Below are 17,571 nucleotides of genomic sequence, written 5' to 3'. Positions count from 1 at the left end.
CACAGAGACCACAACAGGGCCCCGCCACTACATAGGTGGCGGGGCCCTGCTCGTACGTGACCGTCAGTGCTTGTGCCGAGCGGCTGCTTTTCCGCCTTGCATGCTTTGCGTTTCAAGACGTTGCCGTCTGGCTGCCAGGCCACCGACTGTGGCTAGTGAGCCGACCATGATGGTGGCTAAGATGCCTGCCTCTCCGGTCAGAGGGAGGACGCCATAATGGATGAAACGGAAGGTATTGGTTTCATCGTTGGGTTGTGGAGCCCCGTTGAGAGTCCAGACGATGCTGACAGTCGTGTCACCGGCCTGATGGTTTGGCGTCAGCACGGTCCAGGCGCCGTCCTGTTGACCTGTGGAGCTTAGGCTGGTTCCGCTGACGCCTCCGAATTGCACTGTGGACGGGGTGCCGAGCCTGAAGGGGAAGAGCACGCTGACAGGCGAATAGACCGTCTCTGTCGCATTGTTCCCCAGCCTTCCTTGGCTGTTGTCTCCCCACCCCAATGTGCTGCCGTCGGAGGCTACGGCCAAGGTGTGCCCAGTGCCGGCGCAAACCTTGACGAAGTGGTCAATGCCTGATGGATTGCTCATCTTGGTTGGCCTGTTCAGACTGCCTGTGCCTCCGGTCCCCAACATGCCTGATGAGTTTTGACCCCAACCCCAGATGTTTCCGTTCTGGTCCAGTGCCAGTGAATTACCGCTGACCCTGCTGCCTGTCAACTGAGTGAACGTGCTGACATTTGCAGGCATGGCTACCATGGACGGAGCAGTCCTCGTGGTGGTGTCGCCCAGGCCGAGCTCCCCATTGCTGTTCCCGCCCCAGGACCATATGCGTCCCAGATCATCAAGGGCTAAGGAGTGGCCGCTGCCTGCAATGATCTGCGCAGGATTGAAACCGCCTGATGGATTGGTGCCCGGCTTGGCTTGAACAGGTGTGGTGGTGTAGCCATTAAGCGCCACATCACTCGTATTACCCAGGGCACCGTTCTGGTTCGATCCCCAGCCCCAGGCACGGCCTTGGGTGTCAGTCGCCAGGGAATGTGAGCCGCCCGCACTGACCTGTGCATAGTGGAATCCCGTCGTTTCGCCTTGCGGGGTTGCGACCTGGACGGGTCTGGTGGTAATCCCTGTCGTCGCCACAGTGCTTGAAGGAACGCCCAGTTTGCCGAACTCATTGGACCCCCAGCCCCAGGCTCTGCCCTGCCCGTCTACGGCGAGGACATGAGTGATTCCTGCACTGATGCCAGTGAGAGTGAAGTTTGTTGCCGTCATCCCGCTCGGGGCTTGCACACGAATCGGGCTGGAGCTGTATGCAGATGAGCCATTGGTGGCAACGGCATTGCTGCCCAGCTGTCCGGAGCTGTTGAGTCCCCAAGCCCAGACGTGGCCCTGACCATCCAAGGCCAAGGAGAAACCTGTTCCTGCGCTGACCTGTGTGAATCGGTTCACGCCTGTCGGTTTGGGAATCTGAACCGGGGTCAAGCGGTCCGTTGCGGTCCCATCGCCCAACTGCCCGTATTTGTTGGCACCCCAAGAATAGACGTTTCCATCCGACCCCAGAGCCAATGAATGATCATCGCCGGCGCTGACCTGACTGAACCTAATGCCTCGCGCTGCAGGTGGAACCAGGGTCACCTTGGTCTGACCGCTGTCGGGGCCCTGGTTGGGGGATATGGTCCATTGCCCGGCGCCGGCCGTCCAGTGGGCTGTCAGTTTCGTGGGACCCTTGACGGGGGAAGAAAAGTCGTAGGCTACATCGCCGTTGAACCAGCCGTCGAATAAAAAGCCCGGTCGGGTCGGGTCTTGATCCGGTCTGGAAGCCGTCTGGTCCTCGATGACTGACTGACTGGTGGGCTGGCTGCCGTCGGCCTTGTCGAAAGTGACGACATAAATGGGCGGGTCATAGGTGTAATCCAGGATCTCATCGGGTTGCGGACCATAGAGATTCCAGGTAATGGCCGCTTTTATTTGACCTTTCCTATGAGCTGGCGTCGCCACCTGCCAGTTTGTACCTGCTCTTTTGAGATCGCGGCCCAGTGTTCGGTCGAATTTGACCGCAGTAACATCTGGCGAAAGCGGGAAAGCAGCCAAGCTTGGTGTCAGCCTCATTGCCTGGCTATTATCCGTGCCTATAGGAACGGTTGGATCGCCTAGCTGTCCGCCGTTGTTCCATCCCCAGGTGTACAGGTTTCCATCCGATCCTAATGCAGATGATTCTCTCCATCCTGCATTGATCTGAGTCCAAGTGAATTTTTGGGCAGTTGAGGAAGTTGATTGATCGACAATGTGCGGTCTACTGATGTACGAACCGTCGGTGTTTATATCTTTGATCCCTAGTTGGCCGTATTCGTTAAGCCCCCAGGAGTAGAGATTGCCGTCCGAGCCAATGGCCAGGACGTGATCGTCTCTTACCATGACTCGAGCCCAGGTGAATCCTGCCGATGCCCCGTCGGGCGGGGATATGAGAGTGGGCGTCCTTCTGTCTTCAGCATTGCTGCCATCTCCTAGCCGTCCGTACCCGTTCCATCCCCAGGCGTAAAGATCCCCATTCGTGCTGATTGCGAAACAAGATGTATCTCCTGCGCTGAACTGGGAAAAGGTAACGCCGGCGGGTTGACGGACCGGAACAGGAGTAAATCGCTGAATGTCAGTCCCGTCACCCAAGCGGCCGCTGGTGTTTAAACCCCAGGCGTACAATTGCTTATCTGAGCCTAGGGCCAGAGAATGATACCGTCCAGCACTTAACTGAGTGAAAGTGACTCCGGCTGGCGTGCTGACAAGTACAGGTTTGCTACTGTATGCAGCTGGATTATCGCTGCCTGTAGGGACGCTGGTGTTACCGAGCTGGCCGTACCCGTTCCATCCCCAGGCGTAGAGATTGTGATTTGAGCCCAATGCCAGGGTGTGATCCCATCGGGTGCTTACTTGGGTCCAAGTGAATTCATTTGAGACACCGGCAGGTTTCGGAACCTTGACGGAAGTCAACTTGTTTTCGGTAGTTCCATCACCAAGTTGTCCACGGGTATTGTTTCCCCAAGCGTAGAGGTTGCCGTCAGAACCGATAGCAAGAGATGAATGGTCGCCGGCGGCAATGGTAGTGAAAGTGAATTGGTCTGATGCATTGGCTGGTTTGTTTGTTTTCACTGGAGTTTGCCGCAAAGTGGTGCTGTTGTCGCCCACTTGCCCTGAACTGTTATCACCCCAGGCATAAAGACTTCCATCCGACCCAAGAGCCAAGGAATGGGTTGCTCCTGAAGTAATCTGAGAGAATTTGATACCACGGGTCGCTGGGGGAGTCAGAGTCACTGTGGTGCCTCCCAATGCGGTTCCGTGTGCAGGTGAAAGGTACCAATGGCCGTCTCCAGCTGTCCATTTTGCGCTCAGTTTCAGATTGCTGGTGACGGGCTGGTTGAAGTCGTAGGCTACTTGGCCGATGAACCAGCCGTCGAAGAAGTATCCGTGCCGGGTGGGATCGGCCGGGCGTTTCGCCAGACCTCCCGATGGCATGGTCTGAGTGGCAGGGGTCGCTGTGTCAGCCTGGGTTGTGTCAAAGGTGACCGAACATTGATTATTGGGGCAGGAGCTTGTCGATCGGGTGGAAGGGGCAGAGTTTGCTGAGGTCAGTGCAGTGGGGGATGGAAAAGCAGGGGAGGGTGTTGTTTGGATAGGGGAATCTGGCTTTTGGGCCACTGTCGGCGTGGGGGTATTAGAGGGAGTTTGAGTTGAGCCAGATATGCCCGGAATCAGACCCCCCCCCCCCCTGATTTTCTACGCTTTGCGATGCTGTTGGGGATGCAGTGGCATCCGCTTGTGCCAGGTCGATTCCCGAGAGATTTGCCAATACGAGCACTGATGCGACAATAGCTGCAAGAGAAGCTATGCAGCATGCACGACTCCTAGGTGACGATTGCATACGGTCTCCTTCGAAAGCAACAGCGCATGCAACGTGGCACCTGCATCCCCGACTCAATCCCCAAGACCAGCTTGCATGACGTTCAACCGCAATTAGTCTATCACGGCCCTGAAATACTGGGGTTTCATTCAGGCTTTGCCCCTGCCTTGACCATCGAATTGTAGGCAGGTGATCAACTGATTGCATCTTAGGCAAAAAAGAACTTCCGGCAAGCCGAACCGGCCTGCCGGAAGTTCCCGATTGAGTTGTATGGAAACCAATCAGTACCAATTGGTCGCTTGGGATTGGGCCCATGCACCGCATGGGTTCCCGTAACGGCCCTGGATATAGCCCAGTCCCCAAACAATCTGGGTATGAGCATCGGTCTGCCAGTTGGGACCGGCCGAGGCCATCTTGCTGCCAGGCAATGCCTGAGGAATGCCATAGGCACCCGATGGGTTGGATGCATTGGTTCGCCAGCCCGACTCCTTATTCCACAGCTGAACCAGGCAGGTGAACTGGTCTTCTCCCCAGCCGCGGGAGGTTACCAGACCGTGGGCGATGCTTTGGGCTTCGCCCACAGGGACTGTAGTGGTGGTCGAGCCGACCTGCGCAGGTGTGCCACCGCCGGTGCCCACCAGCACCACCTTGTCGACGGGAACCGTCTTGACGAATGAGGCGAAGATATTGCTGGTCAGGTTCTTGTTGCCGGCTGCAGTGACCAGGCTGGTGGTCTCCATGACGCCGTTCTGGCCCTCCGTCTTGACCTTGGTGGTTCCTGCCGGAAGGGAGCTGGTCTTCTCTTCAATGGTGTTGAAGGGAATGGGCGACTCTTCCGTCTTGACCTGGGCGTCAGCTCGGTCGATGCGGATGACGGTCTTTTCATTGACGCGAGTGGTAAGGGACGGGTTGATCTGGTCCCCCGGCTGCAGGGTGATGTCCCCGGCCTCCAGAACGGATTTGACATCGGTGAAGCCTGTGCCCAGGACCACCTTGTTCTTCCCGTTGATCTGTACATTCACGTAGGAGGTGTTCGCGTTAGCGCCGCCCGCTCCGTTGCGGATGGCCTGCCTGGTGCTGCCACGGGATACCGTGTCCCGATCCTGGGTGGCGGAATAGGACGTTACGCCTGAATTGGCTGAGCTTTCAGTGGATGTGTAGAAGTCGCGCGAGACGAAGCCTGCGCCAACGACCATGCCGAGAACAGTGACACCGGCAGCCAACCGCAGCCACTGACGCCTGGTCAGAGCCTTGACCGCACTCATCCGTCCTCTACGGTGGTTCGCCATTACTCTCCTCTGTTGGACCGACAGATCCTCAGTGATCAGTCGACGTAACGCTTCCTATCGACCGCATGCTTCCGGTAGCTCCGAAAGGGTCACTGGACAAACACATCACTACTTTAGTGCAAATCAGCCGTGGAGCCAACTTGACCTACTCAGGCCTGTGCCGGGGTTGACAAATCAGCCTTGCGGGCCTGATCGATCAGGTCGTCCAGGTCCGAAGACCTGAGAGCACCGGCCTGCTTGAAGATAATCTGGCCCTGCTTGGTGATCATCAGCGTGGGCACCGCCTGGATGTCGGCGGCCGCGGCCAGATCCTGGTTCTGGTCGATGTCCACCTTGCCGAAGACGATGTCGGTGTTGGCCTGCGAAGCCTTCTCGAAGATGGGGCCGAAGGCCTTGCAGGGTCCGCACCAGGTGGCCCAGAAGTCAATCAGCACCAGGTCGTTGTCCTTGATGGTTTGCTCGAAGTTTTCCGAAGTAATAGTCGTGGTGGCCATGATAACGCTCCTTGAAGTCGTTTGACTGTCGCGCGGGAAGCTCCCGTGCTTAGCAACCGCTTTCAATCATCAGCATTCCATCAAGGCTGGAGAAAGCGCCCGAATATGCTCTGGGTGGAGATGTCCGCCGGGGTCACGTGGGCGGTCAAGACTGGTACGGATAATGGAGCCATGCCAGTGCTGAACGACGAGATTCCCGATGATGACGACTTCGATGCCGATCGCGACCGTGGCGCCTTCTCACACATCACCCCAGAGGACTTCAACCGGGGTTTTTCGGGCTCGAATCCCCCCGGATGGCTGGATCGTGATGCCATCGACCGTGCCCGGCGCTGCCTGCCCATGCCCTATGTGGAGGTGGTACCGGTTCGCGTGGATGACATGAGCGCCGTCACCCAGGTGGGAACCCTTCTGCGCGTGGATGACCAGGGCAATATCGAGCGCACCCTGATCACCGGACGGATCCTTTACCACGAGACCATCAGGGAGGCTCTGGCCAGAAACATCGCCAAGGATCTGGGCCAGCTGGCCCTGCCCATGCTGCCTGCAAGCCCCCAGCCCTTCACCGTGGCCGAGTTCTTCCCGACGCCGGGGGTCTCGGAGTACTACGATCCGCGCCAGCATGCCATCGCTCTGTGCTACCTGGTGCCGGTGGCCGGGGACTGCAAACCCCAGGACGAGACCCTGGACGTGGAGTGGATCGATCCCAAGGGCGATATGCTGGAGTCCTTCATGAGCCAGATGCCCGGCGGGCACGGCAAGGTGCTGATGAGCGCCCTGACCTGGGCTGGTGCACTGTGAGCCGCGAATTCTTGGAGGCGGGCATGACCATTGCCAATACCGTATACCGTCATGGGGAGGGGCTGCCGCTGGTCCTGGTCCATGCTTTTCCTGTGGATCACCGCATGTGGGATCGGTGTGCGGCCTCGCTGATTGACCAGGCTGATCGCGCGGGCATGACCCCCTTCCCTGTCTATGCTCCGGATATGCCCGGAGCCGGCGATTGCCCCCTGCCCGAGCCGGCTTCCTGCGGTCCTGCAGATTCTGACGGCGCCCTGCCTGGTGCGCTGGATGCCATGGCTCGAGCCTTTGTGGACATGATCGTCGCCACGGGTGCGCAGAAGGCCATTTGGGTCGGGCTTTCCATGGGAGGCTACCTGGTCGAGGCCATAGCCAGGCTTTACCCGCGGATGGTGGCCGGGCTGGCCCTGTGCGACACCACCATGATGGCTGACCGACCGGCATCCCGGGCCAACCGCTTGCAAATCGCCCGAACCTGCGAGGAAGAAGGGAGGCTTGATCCGGTCATGCACTTTGCCAGACCCCAGGAAGGTGATTCCACGGTCAAGCGTTCACCCGCTTTCGTGCAGACCATGACCGAATGGATACAGTCCCAAGATCCCAGGGGCATTGCCTGGCGGGAGCGGATGGCTGCAGGCCGTCCGGATCAGAGCGATCTGGCCGGCCGCATCATGGTGCCCGTGGCCCTGGTCAGCGGCCGCTGCGACCCATCCAGCCCCCCAAGCACCATGGAGCCGCTGGCCCAGACCATGCGTCAGGCCGGAACCGACGTTACTTTTGCCGCCATCGACGACTGCGGCCACTTCAGCGCCGTCGAGCATCCGGATCAGGTGGCCGCGGCCCTGCTGGACCTGGTCGGTCGCGTGGGGAGGCAGTCATGAGCGATCCCGATACGGTCTTCTCCCCGCTGGCGCTTACCGGGCCTCTGCCCTTCCTTCCCCTGGCCCAGGGGGATGTGGACTACGACACGGTGTCTCGGCAGCAGCCCGGGCTGATTGACCATCTGCTGGACCAGGACGGCACGGGGGTCATCCTGGTGCGGGGCGAGAAGGTGGCCGTGCCCAGAGGCAAGGGGGCCTTGGCTGGTCGCACTGGGGCCAGCATCCGTCTGGCCACCTTGCCCGCTGCATACTTGCGAGGTCCTCTGGCAGGCTCGACAGACCAGTCTGAGCCGCCCTGCTACTACATGGGGACGGTCGACCGACAGGCCTGGCTGGCCATGGATCTGGATCTTGCCTGCGCCGGTCGGGCTGCTCAGGATCCCCTTCGTGACCTGGCTCAGGCCGCTGATCAGCGCTTTGACTGGCTTGCCCTGCGTGAGTATGCCCCTCATGGTCGTCCGCGTCAGGTAGGCCTGGCGACTTGCGCGGTCGCCCTGTCACGATGGCATGGACGCCAGGCCTTCTGCCCCCGCTGTGGCGCACCGGTCCATCCCTGTCAGGCCGGATGGGCCCAGATCTGCCAAGGGGTTGCATCGGGGGACAGACACACGCTCTTTCCCCGCATTGAGCCCGCAGTAATCATGGCCGTGGTGGACGGCCGCGATCGGCTTCTGCTCCAGCACAACCAGAAGTGGCCTCCTGGCTTTCGTTCGGTCACTGCCGGATTCGTGGAGGCTGGCGAGAATCTGGAGCATGCAGTCCGGCGGGAGACCTTGGAAGAGGTGGGCCTGAACCTGGGGGAGATGCGGTACCTGGGCTCACAGCCCTGGCCTTTCCCCTCCTCTCTGATGGTGGCCTTCAGAGCCAGATCCCTGAATACGGACATCCGGGTGGATGGTCAGGAGACCGATGATGCCAACTGGTTCACACGGGAGGAATTCGGGACCGCTCTGGCTGCTGGCCGGTTGCACATACCCCAGGCGGCCAGTGTGGCCAGGTACATGATTGAGCAGTGGTACGGCAGCGAGCTCTGATTCATCGGGGTGGCGCCGCGACCCCGGACCTGGTCTCGTCGTAAGATATTTCAAGGAATTGACAGCAGCGAAAGGTGTGTTGTGGCTATGGAGGAGCAAGAAGAGCCTCGTATCTCTGATGTCGACCAGGCTGAAACAGTGTCCTTGCCGCCGACGATGGGCAACGGGCCCGATCCTGTGGACCTGTTCGCTGACGGAGAAGCAGAGCGGGCTTTCGGCGCAGGTGCCAGCCACAAGGCTCCTTCGAGCGGTCATCGGGGACGTACCATCCTGGCTCTGCTCCTTTTGGTTGTGCTGATTCTGGTGGGTTGCTGGTTCGGCGCCCGTGCCTTCTTCCGCGATCGGGTGGCCCCCGGTGTAACCCTGGGAGGACAGGTCATGATGGGTCGGACCAAGGATCAGGTCAGTCAGATCGTCGATCGGCAGGTACGTGACTCCCAGGTGGAGATCAAGGGTGAAGGCACATCCGCCCGGGCGGGGCTGAAGGACCTGGGTGTAAGCGTGGATTCGGATGCCACGGTCACCAGGATCATGGACGCCAAGGGCTCCGCAGGCATCTCCCGGCTGAACCCTTTCCACGGCGAGGCTGTGCCGCTGGTGGCCGAGCGGGATCAGCAGGCCATGGACAAGTATCTGACTGAACGTTTCGTCCCCAGTCAGGACCGATCCGTTCCCTCGACCATCGTCTTCGACCAAGGCGCACATGCTTTCCGGGCCCAGGAGGGTCGCGGCGGCAAGGCGCCTGAGCTGGATCGCGTGCAGGATGCCGTCTCCTCCTTGATAGACAAGCCTGGCAGGCGTCTGGCCGTAGGGGTGGTCTACAAGGACGTGACCATGCCCATCAGCCTGGACACCGCCGATAAAGTGGCCTCTCAAGCCAACCAGCGACTGGCCAAGGACTTGGTCATCAAGGGTGCCGACGATGACCTTATGACGGTCCCGGCCGCCACCGTGGCTACCTGGGTCAAGCCAGTCACCGATCTGCAAAAGGGGACCATGGAGCTAGGCTTCGATCGGCAAGCCATCAAGCAGTATCTGGATCAGGAGCTGGCCCGACAGCTGAACCGGGATATGGTCACCGCCGTCAACGTCAAGAACACCAAGGGCGATGTGGTGGCCGAGACCACCAAGGGAGTGGACGGTGTCCGGGTCACGGATGTGTCCGCAACGACAGATCTGGTCATCAAAGCCCTGCAAGAGGGCGACACGAGCCCGGTCCAGGTGAAAGCCGAGATTACGCCCCACAAGGAGCAGACACGGGTGGCCCGCTACGACGTGCCCGACGGCGACACCTGGATTCGGGTCAACCTCAGTGACCAGACTGCCACCGCCTACCACGGCACCACCCCGGTCAAGACCTTCCCCATATGCTCAGGCAAGCCCCGTGACGACAGATGGTCCGACACCGGCACCTTCTTCATCTATCTTCGCCACACGGTCCAGACCATGCGCGGGGATGGCTACGTCTTGCCCAATATCACATGGGTCTCCTACTACAACGGCGATGAGGGCTTCCACACGGCCAATTGGAACTCTGTCGGCATCGCCAAGGGAGACCCCAGCAACTACGGATCCCACGGCTGCATCAACATGTATGAGCAGGACGCCAAGTGGATCTTTGACAACGCCCCGGTCGGGACCATGGTCAAGGTTGAGGGGCAGGTTCCGTCGGGTCCGGCCCGCTAGGAGCGCCTGCCGCGGCAGACGGCCGAGTAGGCTGGAACCATGAGCGATGAACACAGTGATGGAACTTCCCGTCTGGATGTGCCCGAACACCTGCGGTATTCCCAGGATCATGTCTGGATTGACCCCAGTCAGTCCCCGGCGCCCATGGGCGTGACCGAGTATGCGGCGGACCAGCTGGGAGACCTGGTTTTTCTGGACCTGCCCGAGACCGGCACCCACGTCGATGCCGGGGATGAGGTCATCGAGCTGGAGTCCTCCAAGGCTGTCGAGCCGGTGGTCTGCCCGGTGGCGGGTACCATCGCCTACGTCAATAGGGCGGCCTCGGACGACCCGGAGGTCATCAACTCCGATCCCTACGGGGAAGGCTGGATAGCCAAGATCGACCTGGAGGACGATGAGCCCGATTTGATGAGCGCCGAGGAGTACGGTCAGCTGCTGAAGAGCCTGAACTGACGGTCCGGTTATGACCAAGCGATCCGGACGCAATGAAGGATCTCTGCGGGTCCGGTCGGTCAGCACGACTTTCGATTCAGCCGCGCCCGGGGAGGGCATCGAGAGCAGACCGGCTCCGGTGCGTCTGCTACGGCGTCTGATTACCGGTGCCTTCGACTTGTGGGTGGGCCTGTCCATCAATATGACCGGGCGCCTGGGCTGGTCGGCCGACGTTCAACCCTATGTGGGCTACGGTACCGAGTCATACTCCCGTTTGATTTGCCGTACCATTCTGACTGACGGCCGCAGACGTGAGGATCCGGCAATACGTGGCATCCGCGGCCTGCTGACTGTACCTGCGCCCAGAACCAGGGTCAGGCTGGCCATCGACAGCACGGCCATCGGGAGGGTTCAGGTAGGCGATTCCTCGGTCTACGATGCCGTCGATCCAAGCCGCAGCCTGAGTGCGGATGCGGTCTTTTCCGACCGATCAGGCTACCTTGATCTGGTGGCCGAACATCGGCTGACCCCAGGCGTGCACCGGGTCTCCTACCAGGTTCGGGGCCGCCGGCCAGTGGACGCGCCTTTATACATCGTGCCCGGTCAGACTCCTGTCGGCGTCATATCCGACGTGGACGACACCATCATGATCAGCCAGGTGCCCAATCATTGGAAGGCTGCCTGGAACCTGCTCCTGTCAGACCCGCACCGCCGGTCTTCGGTGCCGGGCATGGCCGTGCTTTACAACCGCATCCGCGATCTGGACCCCCGGATGCCTTTCTTCTACCTGTCGGCCTCTCCTTGGAATGTGGAGGGATCCATACGCGGCTTCATCCATGACCACGGATTTCCGGCCGGCCCCCTGCTGCTACGGGATCTGGATCCCCGGCCCAAGACCTTCGTGCCTTCCATCGTGCAGCACAAGATGGAGTTCATCCACCAGCTCATGGCCGACTTTCCCAAGATGCGCTTCGTGCTCATGGGCGACGACGGGCAGAGCGACCCCTCCACCTTCGCCCAGGTGGTACGGCAATATCCGGGCCGGGTTCTGGCAATCGGAATCCGTCAGCTGAGCCCCCAGGAGACCGGGCTGGGAACCTTGGTCAAACGCACTGCCACCCAGCCGATGCCAGTGACGGAGGTGCCGGTCTTTTACGGGACCACAGGTGCCAATTTGATGCGAACCCTGCTGCCTTACCTGCGTCGTTGTGCCCGAATATAATCGCCCCATGAGTTTTTCGGCCGTCAATCCCGTTCCTCCACGTGCACAACGCCGTCCCTCTGATCGATGCTTCCATGGGGATCACTTCGAGGATCCATACGAGTGGATGCGCAACCGGGAGGATCCGGCCACCAAGGCCTATGTGCGTGATCAGAACCGATACTGCCAGGAACGGCTTGCCGGTCAGGAGGGTTTGCGGGCCACCCTGCTCAAGGAGTTCACCGACCGGGTACAGCAGACCGACATGTCGGTGCCCACCCGGATGCACGGCTACTGGTACTTTTCCCGGACGCTCAAGGGCCAGGAGTATGGGGTGCAGTGCCGCCTGCCGGTGCGCGACCAGGATGATTGGGATCCCCCCGCCGTCCAGGCTGATGCGGCGCCTGGATCCATGCCGGGTGAGGAGGTCATCTTCGATGCCAACGCCGAGGCCAAGGGGCATGACTTTTTCTCCCTGGGGTGCCTGGACCTGAGCGTCGACGGCCGGTGGATGCTCTATGGACTGGACACCAAGGGCAATGAACGCTACGACCTGCGCATCCGGGATTTGGCCGAGAGCCGAGACCTGCCTGATCGGATCGACCAGGTCTCCTCCGGGGCAGTGCTGACTCCCGACGGCCACTGGGTCTTCTACACCGGCCTGGACAAGGCCTGGCGTCCGGACACGGTCTGGAGGCATAAGGTGGGCACTTCGGCCGATCAGGATGTCATGGTCTACCAGGAGGCCGATGAGCGCTTCTGGGTGGGGCTGGGCCTGAGTTACGACGAATCCGCCATGCTGATTGCCACCGGGTCCAAGACCACCAGCGAGGTGCTCATGCTGGACCTGAAGGATCCGCAGGGGGAGTTTGTACCCTTAATCCCCCGCAAGGAGGGGGTCGAGTACGACATCAGCCTGGCCCGGTTTGAAAATGCAGGTCCGGCGGGACAGGACCTGCCGGTGGCCGTGGTCTACCACAATGTGAACAACCCCAACTTCGAGGTGGACCTGATCGATCTGCGTAGCCACCATCCGCCATTTCAGCTGGGAGAAGGGGTGCGGCTGGCCCAGGGCAGTCCATATGGCTGCGAGCGCTCCGGAGACCTGTCCTCCCTGCCGCCCGAGAAGCCCTATCAGGACCCGGGCAATCCGGCCATCCTCCAGGGCGCTCGCGGACTGGGCATCGAGGGGCTGGGCATCCACCGCAGCTTCGTGGTCCTGACCTACCGGGCCGACAGTCTGCCCCACATGGCCGTCATCGGCAAGGACCAGGCGTTGGAGGATCTGCGGGCGGGCCGGCCCTGGCGCTTCCGTGAGGTCCTGCCCGACCAGGGCAGGAACGGCATTGATCGTCTCTACAGCATCGGCCCCACGGACAACCCCTCCTACCAGGCTCCCGGGCTGCGCTACATCCGGGGCAGCTATGGAACCCCGGCTGAGTTGCGGGAGCTGGATCCGGTCCGGGGTGTGGATCGGCTGCTTAAGCGGGCTCGGGTTTTAGGCGACTTTAAACCCGAGCGTTACTCCGAGCGTCGGATTCTGGTTCGCGTCAGGGATGGGGCTCTGGTACCGGTCTCGCTGGTCTGGCGGCGGGGGATGCATCCTGGGCTGGATGCCTCTGGCAGGACCGGGCCCGATGACACGGTCATCCAGGCACCTGATCATCCCGAACGCCGTCCCTGGCCGGACCAGGATCCGGACAGGCCTGCGCCCATGTTCATCACCGGGTACGGCGCCTATGAGATCAGCCAGGACCCCGGCTTCTCCACCGGCCGGCTCAGCCTGTTGGACCGAGGCGTGCTCTATGCGGTCCCCCATGTGCGCGGCGGTGGGGAGATGGGCCGCGCCTGGTACGAGCAGGGCCGTCGGCTGCACAAGGTCAACACTTTCCTGGACTTTATCGACGTGACTGCCGCACTGCAGGCCCAGGGCTGGGCGGATCCCCGTCATACGGTGGCCAACGGCGGGTCGGCCGGCGGGCTGTTGATGGGTGCCGTGGCCAATATGGCTCCCCAGCTCTATGCCGGCATAGAGGCGGATGTGCCCTTTGTGGACGCGCTGACCAGCATCCTGGATCCGGACCTGCCGCTGACCGTGACCGAATGGGACGAGTGGGGAGACCCCCTGCATGACCAGCAGGTCTACCGGTATATGCGCTCCTACTCGCCCTATGAGAACGTTCCTGATGCTGATCGTCGGCGCCGGCTCTTCGGCGGCGACCATTTCCCTGCCATCCTGGTGACCACATCCATGAACGACACCCGCGTGCTCTACGTTGAGCCGCTCAAGTGGGTGGCCAGGCTGCAGGAGCCACAGGTGGGGGCCGATGCGCTGATCAGAATCGAGGTCCAGGCAGGCCACGGGGGCATCAGCGGCCGTTACCGGCAGTGGGAGGAGCTGGCCTTCGAGAACGCCTGGTGCCTGTCCATCATGGTCCCCGAAAGCCGCTGATTCGGTCCTGTCCGGGATTCGGTCGGGGTCGGGAAGGGGGCTTGGCTGGCTCGTTATGCTCGTGGTATGACAAATAGCAAGCAGAAAACATATCACATTGCGGTCATTGCCGGTGACGGCATCGGCAAGGAGATTGTTCCCCAGGCTCAGGCCGTCCTGGAGAAGGTTACCCGAGGCAAGGCTGACATACGATACGAGGACTTCGACCTGGGCGCTGAGCGCTACCTGCGTGATGGAGCCGTTCTGCCCGACGAGGATTTGGACCGGCTCAAGCAGCAGGATGCCATCCTTCTTGGGGCCATCGGCGATCCACGCATCAAGGCCGGCATCCTGGAGCGGGGACTGCTGCTCAAAATGCGTTTCGAGCTGGACCAGTATGTCAATCTACGGCCTTCCAAGCTCTACAAGGGCGTGGTGTCGCCACTGGCCAATCCGGGCGACATCGACTTCGTGGTCGTGCGGGAGGGCACCGAGGGGCTCTATGCCGGGGCCGGCGGCTCAATTCGTCGGGGCACTCCCCAGGAGGTGGCCACCGAGGTCTCCATCAACACGGCTTACGGGGCGGAACGGGTCATCCGCTATGCCTTCCAGCTGGCCATGAAGCGTCGCCGTCGCCTGACCCTGGTCCATAAGAAGAACGTGCTGACCAATGCGGGAGACATGTGGCAGCGACTGGTCGACCAGGTGGGCCAGGAGTATCCCGACGTGGAGCGCGAGTACCTGCATATCGATGCCTCCACCATATTCCTTGTGACCGAGCCCAGCCGTTTCGATGTGATCGTGACCGACAACCTTTTCGGTGACATCCTCACGGATGAAGCGGGGGCTGTGGTCGGAGGCGTGGGATACTCGGCCTCCGGCTGCATCAACGCCTCGGGCACCTACCCATCCATGTTCGAACCCATCCACGGCTCCGCTCCTGATATAGCCGGCAAGGGAATCGCAAACCCCACGGCGGCCATTCTCTCGGCGGGGATGCTCCTGGATCATCTGGGCTTCGAGGATGAGGCAGCCAGCATCGAACGGGCCGTGGAGGACGACATCGAGCGCTCCGGCTCCACCCAAAGAAGCACCGCGCAGATCGGCAGGGATATTCTGGCCCGTCTGTGATCGGAACGGATGGAGGCTAGACTGGAGGCTATGACTATGGATGATGCCCCTCAGCCGGACGACCGGCAGTCCAGCAATACGCCGACAGGGAATCCTGGTTTCGGCCCATCCCCATCCCCGCAGGTACCGCCCGCGCATCGGGATCCTGCCGGTGGGGATGCTCCTGTCGGAGCAGCTGACGGTCAACGGCAGGCTCCGGGCTGTCCTGCTGGTCATGATGCCGGCGTCGGGAATCAGAATCCGTATCCCGCCGGTCAGTATTCCCACGGCGGATATCCTACGGGGCAGAGGGCCAATGCCGGATACCCGTTCGTCCCTCAGAACGGCGGCCAATATCCTGGGGCCTATCAGCCAGGGCCTTATCGGCCTAATCAGTACCCGACCGCCGGGTATCCAGCCGGTCAACAATATCCTGCTCAGTATTCCGGCGGACAATATGCAGGCGGTCAGAATCCACAAAGGCCCTATCAGCCGGGACCGGGCTATCCCGGCCAATACCCATCCGGCCAGTATCCGTCTGGCCAATACCCACCGAGCGGGTACCCGGGCAATCAATACCCATCCGGCCAGTATCCCGGCAATCAGTATCCCGGAGGGCAGTATCCGCCGCAGACCTCCATGCCCTGGCCCTACCCGGTCATGCCCCAGGGCGGGTACCCCGGAGCCATGCCAAACGGCAGAGGCCCCTATCCCATATCACCCACCCCGCACAGCAAGCTGGCAGCCGGTCTGCTCAGCATCTTCCTGGGCTGCTTCGGCGTTGGCAACTTCTACCTGGGTAGGACCGGCCGTGGCGTGGCTCAGCTCATGCTCACCCTGATCGGCTTCCCTTTCTTCTTCATTGGGCCGACCATAGCCGTGATCTGGGGGCTGATCGAAGGCATCCTGATTCTGACATCTTCAACCGGTTCCTTCTGGCATCGTGATGTTCGCGGATGGGAGCTGACGGATTGAATCCGGCCCGCCTGCGCGGTGTCGGCAAGCAGATGGGCGGCAAACTGGCGGCCGTAACCCTGACCCTGGGCCAGGGGTCCGACTCCCGTCCGGCCATAGCCTCCTGCAAGGTTGACGGCGATTTCTTCACGGAGCCAGCCCCGACAGCTTCTCAGGAGTCAGAGGGAGAGCATGGGGCAGTATCCCGACTGGAATCCGCAATCTGCGACCTTCCGTTGCCCCTGGATCCTGATCTGGCCCTGGAAAGGCTGGACAGGGTCATGGCGGAGGGGGATGGCCAGCGGGTAGTCGGTGTGTCCCCATGGACCCTGGTGACCGCGCTGGAACGTGCCCTGCCGGCTGAGATGGTCATCCAAAGACAAGGGGAGTCCGATCAACCGTCGTCAGCGCCTGACCGGACATTTTCCAGGCAGTCGCAGCCGGACGAGGTCGAATGCCTCCGACGTTGGTCTGGCCTCAAGCTGGACCTGATCAGGGACGGTCCACGTCAGCCGGTCATGCAGATGGCCATGGACCAGGCTCTCAATGACGCTGTGGCCCAGGGCCGGTTGCCGCCTACCCTGCGCATCTGGAATTGGTCTGCACCGGCTGTGATTCTGGGGCGTTTCCAGTCCCTGAGCCGAGAGGTCCACGTCGAGCGGGCACGCAGTCTGGGCTTTACTCTGGTTCGCCGCTGCACCGGCGGTGGCACCATGGTCATTCAGCCGGACCGGGCCATTACCTATTCCCTCTATCTGCCCTTGGACTTCGTCAAAGGAGCCGACCTGATCGACTCCTATCGGATCTGCGACTATTGGCTGGTCCGTGGTTTGCGTATGCAAGGGATTCAGGCCGGTTGGCAGGGCATGAATGACATCGCCTCCCCACGGGGCAAGATGGGGGGCGCCGCCCAGCGCAGACTGCCTTCAGGAGCTCGCGGACCGGGCGGGCTGCTCCACCACACCACGCTTTCCTATTCGGTGGATGCCGAGCTGATGGCCCAGGTGCTCAATGTGGACCCGGAGAAGTTCCATGACAAGGCCGTGACCTCGGTCAGAAGCCGGGTGGACCCCATCGACAGGCAGACCAGTCTGTCCCGTCAATCCCTGATCGACGCCCTTCTGGACACTCTGCCCTCCCTGGTGGAGGACCTGCGCATATCCAGTCCAGCGCCCGAGGTCGAGCAGCGGGCCCGAACCCTGGCCCGGCAGCGCTACGGCCGCGGGGGGTGGACCGCCCAGATCGCCTGACCGGGAAAGGGGGTTGATGTGTGTGGGTATAATCGTGCTCAGTCGCGTCGAACCCGGCGTGAGGTCATCAACCATGCGTGAGTCGGTGCAGACCCGCCAGACATGGCGAAAAGGAGTGCGGA

13 protein-coding genes and 1 pseudogene are annotated in these 17,571 nt (G+C 61.4%); 10 read left to right on the top strand and 4 right to left on the bottom strand.

What is annotated here, in order from left to right; all coding sequences use genetic code 11:
* Positions 1-63 precede the first annotated feature (63 nt).
* The 4 genes and pseudogenes from ACUIAF_RS04520 to trxA all read right to left on the bottom strand — a co-directional run bounded on the left by ACUIAF_RS04520 (position 64) and on the right by trxA (position 5,669).
* A complete protein-coding gene (locus tag ACUIAF_RS04520) occupies positions 64-1,992 on the bottom strand; it encodes an RCC1 domain-containing protein (RefSeq protein WP_445339160.1) in 1,929 nt (642 codons plus the stop codon).
* A gap of 114 nt (positions 1,993-2,106) precedes the next feature.
* A pseudogene (locus ACUIAF_RS04515) lies at positions 2,107-3,501 on the bottom strand (RCC1 domain-containing protein); the annotation flags it as partial.
* 666 nt (positions 3,502-4,167) lie between these two features.
* Positions 4,168-5,175 (bottom strand): G5 domain-containing protein, encoded by a 1,008-nt coding sequence (locus tag ACUIAF_RS04510; protein WP_015021416.1) that lies wholly within the window; start codon positions 5,173-5,175, stop codon positions 4,168-4,170.
* Positions 5,176-5,324: 149 nt separating this feature from the next.
* On the bottom strand, positions 5,325-5,669 hold the full coding sequence (trxA, locus tag ACUIAF_RS04505) for a thioredoxin (RefSeq protein WP_015021417.1): 345 nt from the start codon (positions 5,667-5,669) through the stop codon (positions 5,325-5,327).
* A gap of 171 nt (positions 5,670-5,840) precedes the next feature.
* Here trxA and ACUIAF_RS04500 point away from each other — a divergent pair, with 171 nt between their 5' ends.
* From ACUIAF_RS04500 to ACUIAF_RS04455, 10 genes are all read left to right on the top strand, one after another.
* Positions 5,841-6,470 carry an NUDIX hydrolase family protein gene (locus ACUIAF_RS04500; protein WP_033511568.1) on the top strand — a complete coding sequence of 210 codons (630 nt, stop codon included), beginning with the start codon at positions 5,841-5,843 and terminating at the stop codon, positions 6,468-6,470.
* Positions 6,471-6,493: 23 nt separating this feature from the next.
* Positions 6,494-7,351: an alpha/beta fold hydrolase gene (locus ACUIAF_RS04495; protein WP_110417112.1), complete on the top strand. Its 858-nt coding sequence runs from the start codon at positions 6,494-6,496 to the stop codon at positions 7,349-7,351.
* Positions 7,348-8,385 (top strand): NAD(+) diphosphatase, encoded by a 1,038-nt coding sequence (nudC, locus tag ACUIAF_RS04490; RefSeq protein WP_445337858.1) that lies wholly within the window; start codon positions 7,348-7,350, stop codon positions 8,383-8,385. Before ACUIAF_RS04495 ends, nudC begins: the two co-directional genes overlap by 4 nt.
* Positions 8,386-8,472: 87 nt before the next feature.
* Positions 8,473-10,071, top strand: a complete 1,599-nt coding sequence (locus ACUIAF_RS04485) for a L,D-transpeptidase family protein (protein ID WP_445337857.1) — start codon at positions 8,473-8,475, stop codon at positions 10,069-10,071.
* Positions 10,072-10,110: 39 nt separating this feature from the next.
* Positions 10,111-10,524 (top strand): glycine cleavage system protein GcvH, encoded by a 414-nt coding sequence (gene gcvH / locus ACUIAF_RS04480; protein WP_045935082.1) that lies wholly within the window; start codon positions 10,111-10,113, stop codon positions 10,522-10,524.
* 10 nt (positions 10,525-10,534) lie between these two features.
* Positions 10,535-11,725: an App1 family protein gene (locus ACUIAF_RS04475; RefSeq protein WP_015021423.1), complete on the top strand. Its 1,191-nt coding sequence runs from the start codon at positions 10,535-10,537 to the stop codon at positions 11,723-11,725.
* Between the two features lie 7 nt (positions 11,726-11,732).
* Positions 11,733-14,156 carry a S9 family peptidase gene (locus ACUIAF_RS04470; protein ID WP_445337855.1) on the top strand — a complete coding sequence of 808 codons (2,424 nt, stop codon included), beginning with the start codon at positions 11,733-11,735 and terminating at the stop codon, positions 14,154-14,156.
* Between the two features lie 66 nt (positions 14,157-14,222).
* Positions 14,223-15,266 (top strand): 3-isopropylmalate dehydrogenase, encoded by a 1,044-nt coding sequence (locus ACUIAF_RS04465; RefSeq protein ID WP_110416870.1) that lies wholly within the window; start codon positions 14,223-14,225, stop codon positions 15,264-15,266.
* 30 nt (positions 15,267-15,296) lie between these two features.
* On the top strand, positions 15,297-16,220 hold the full coding sequence (locus tag ACUIAF_RS04460; protein WP_445337853.1) for an NINE protein: 924 nt from the start codon (positions 15,297-15,299) through the stop codon (positions 16,218-16,220).
* The gene (locus ACUIAF_RS04455; RefSeq protein ID WP_445337852.1) at positions 16,202-17,449 is read left to right on the top strand and encodes a lipoate--protein ligase family protein; all 1,248 of its coding nucleotides are present in this window, start codon (positions 16,202-16,204) and stop codon (positions 17,447-17,449) included. Before ACUIAF_RS04460 ends, ACUIAF_RS04455 begins: the two co-directional genes overlap by 19 nt.
* Positions 17,450-17,571: the final 122 nt, after the last annotated feature.

It is taken from the genome of Bifidobacterium sp. ESL0822, from assembly GCF_052606675.1.
Note: the sequence above shows the minus strand (reverse complement) of the source record. Positions and strands in the feature narration are given on the sequence as shown.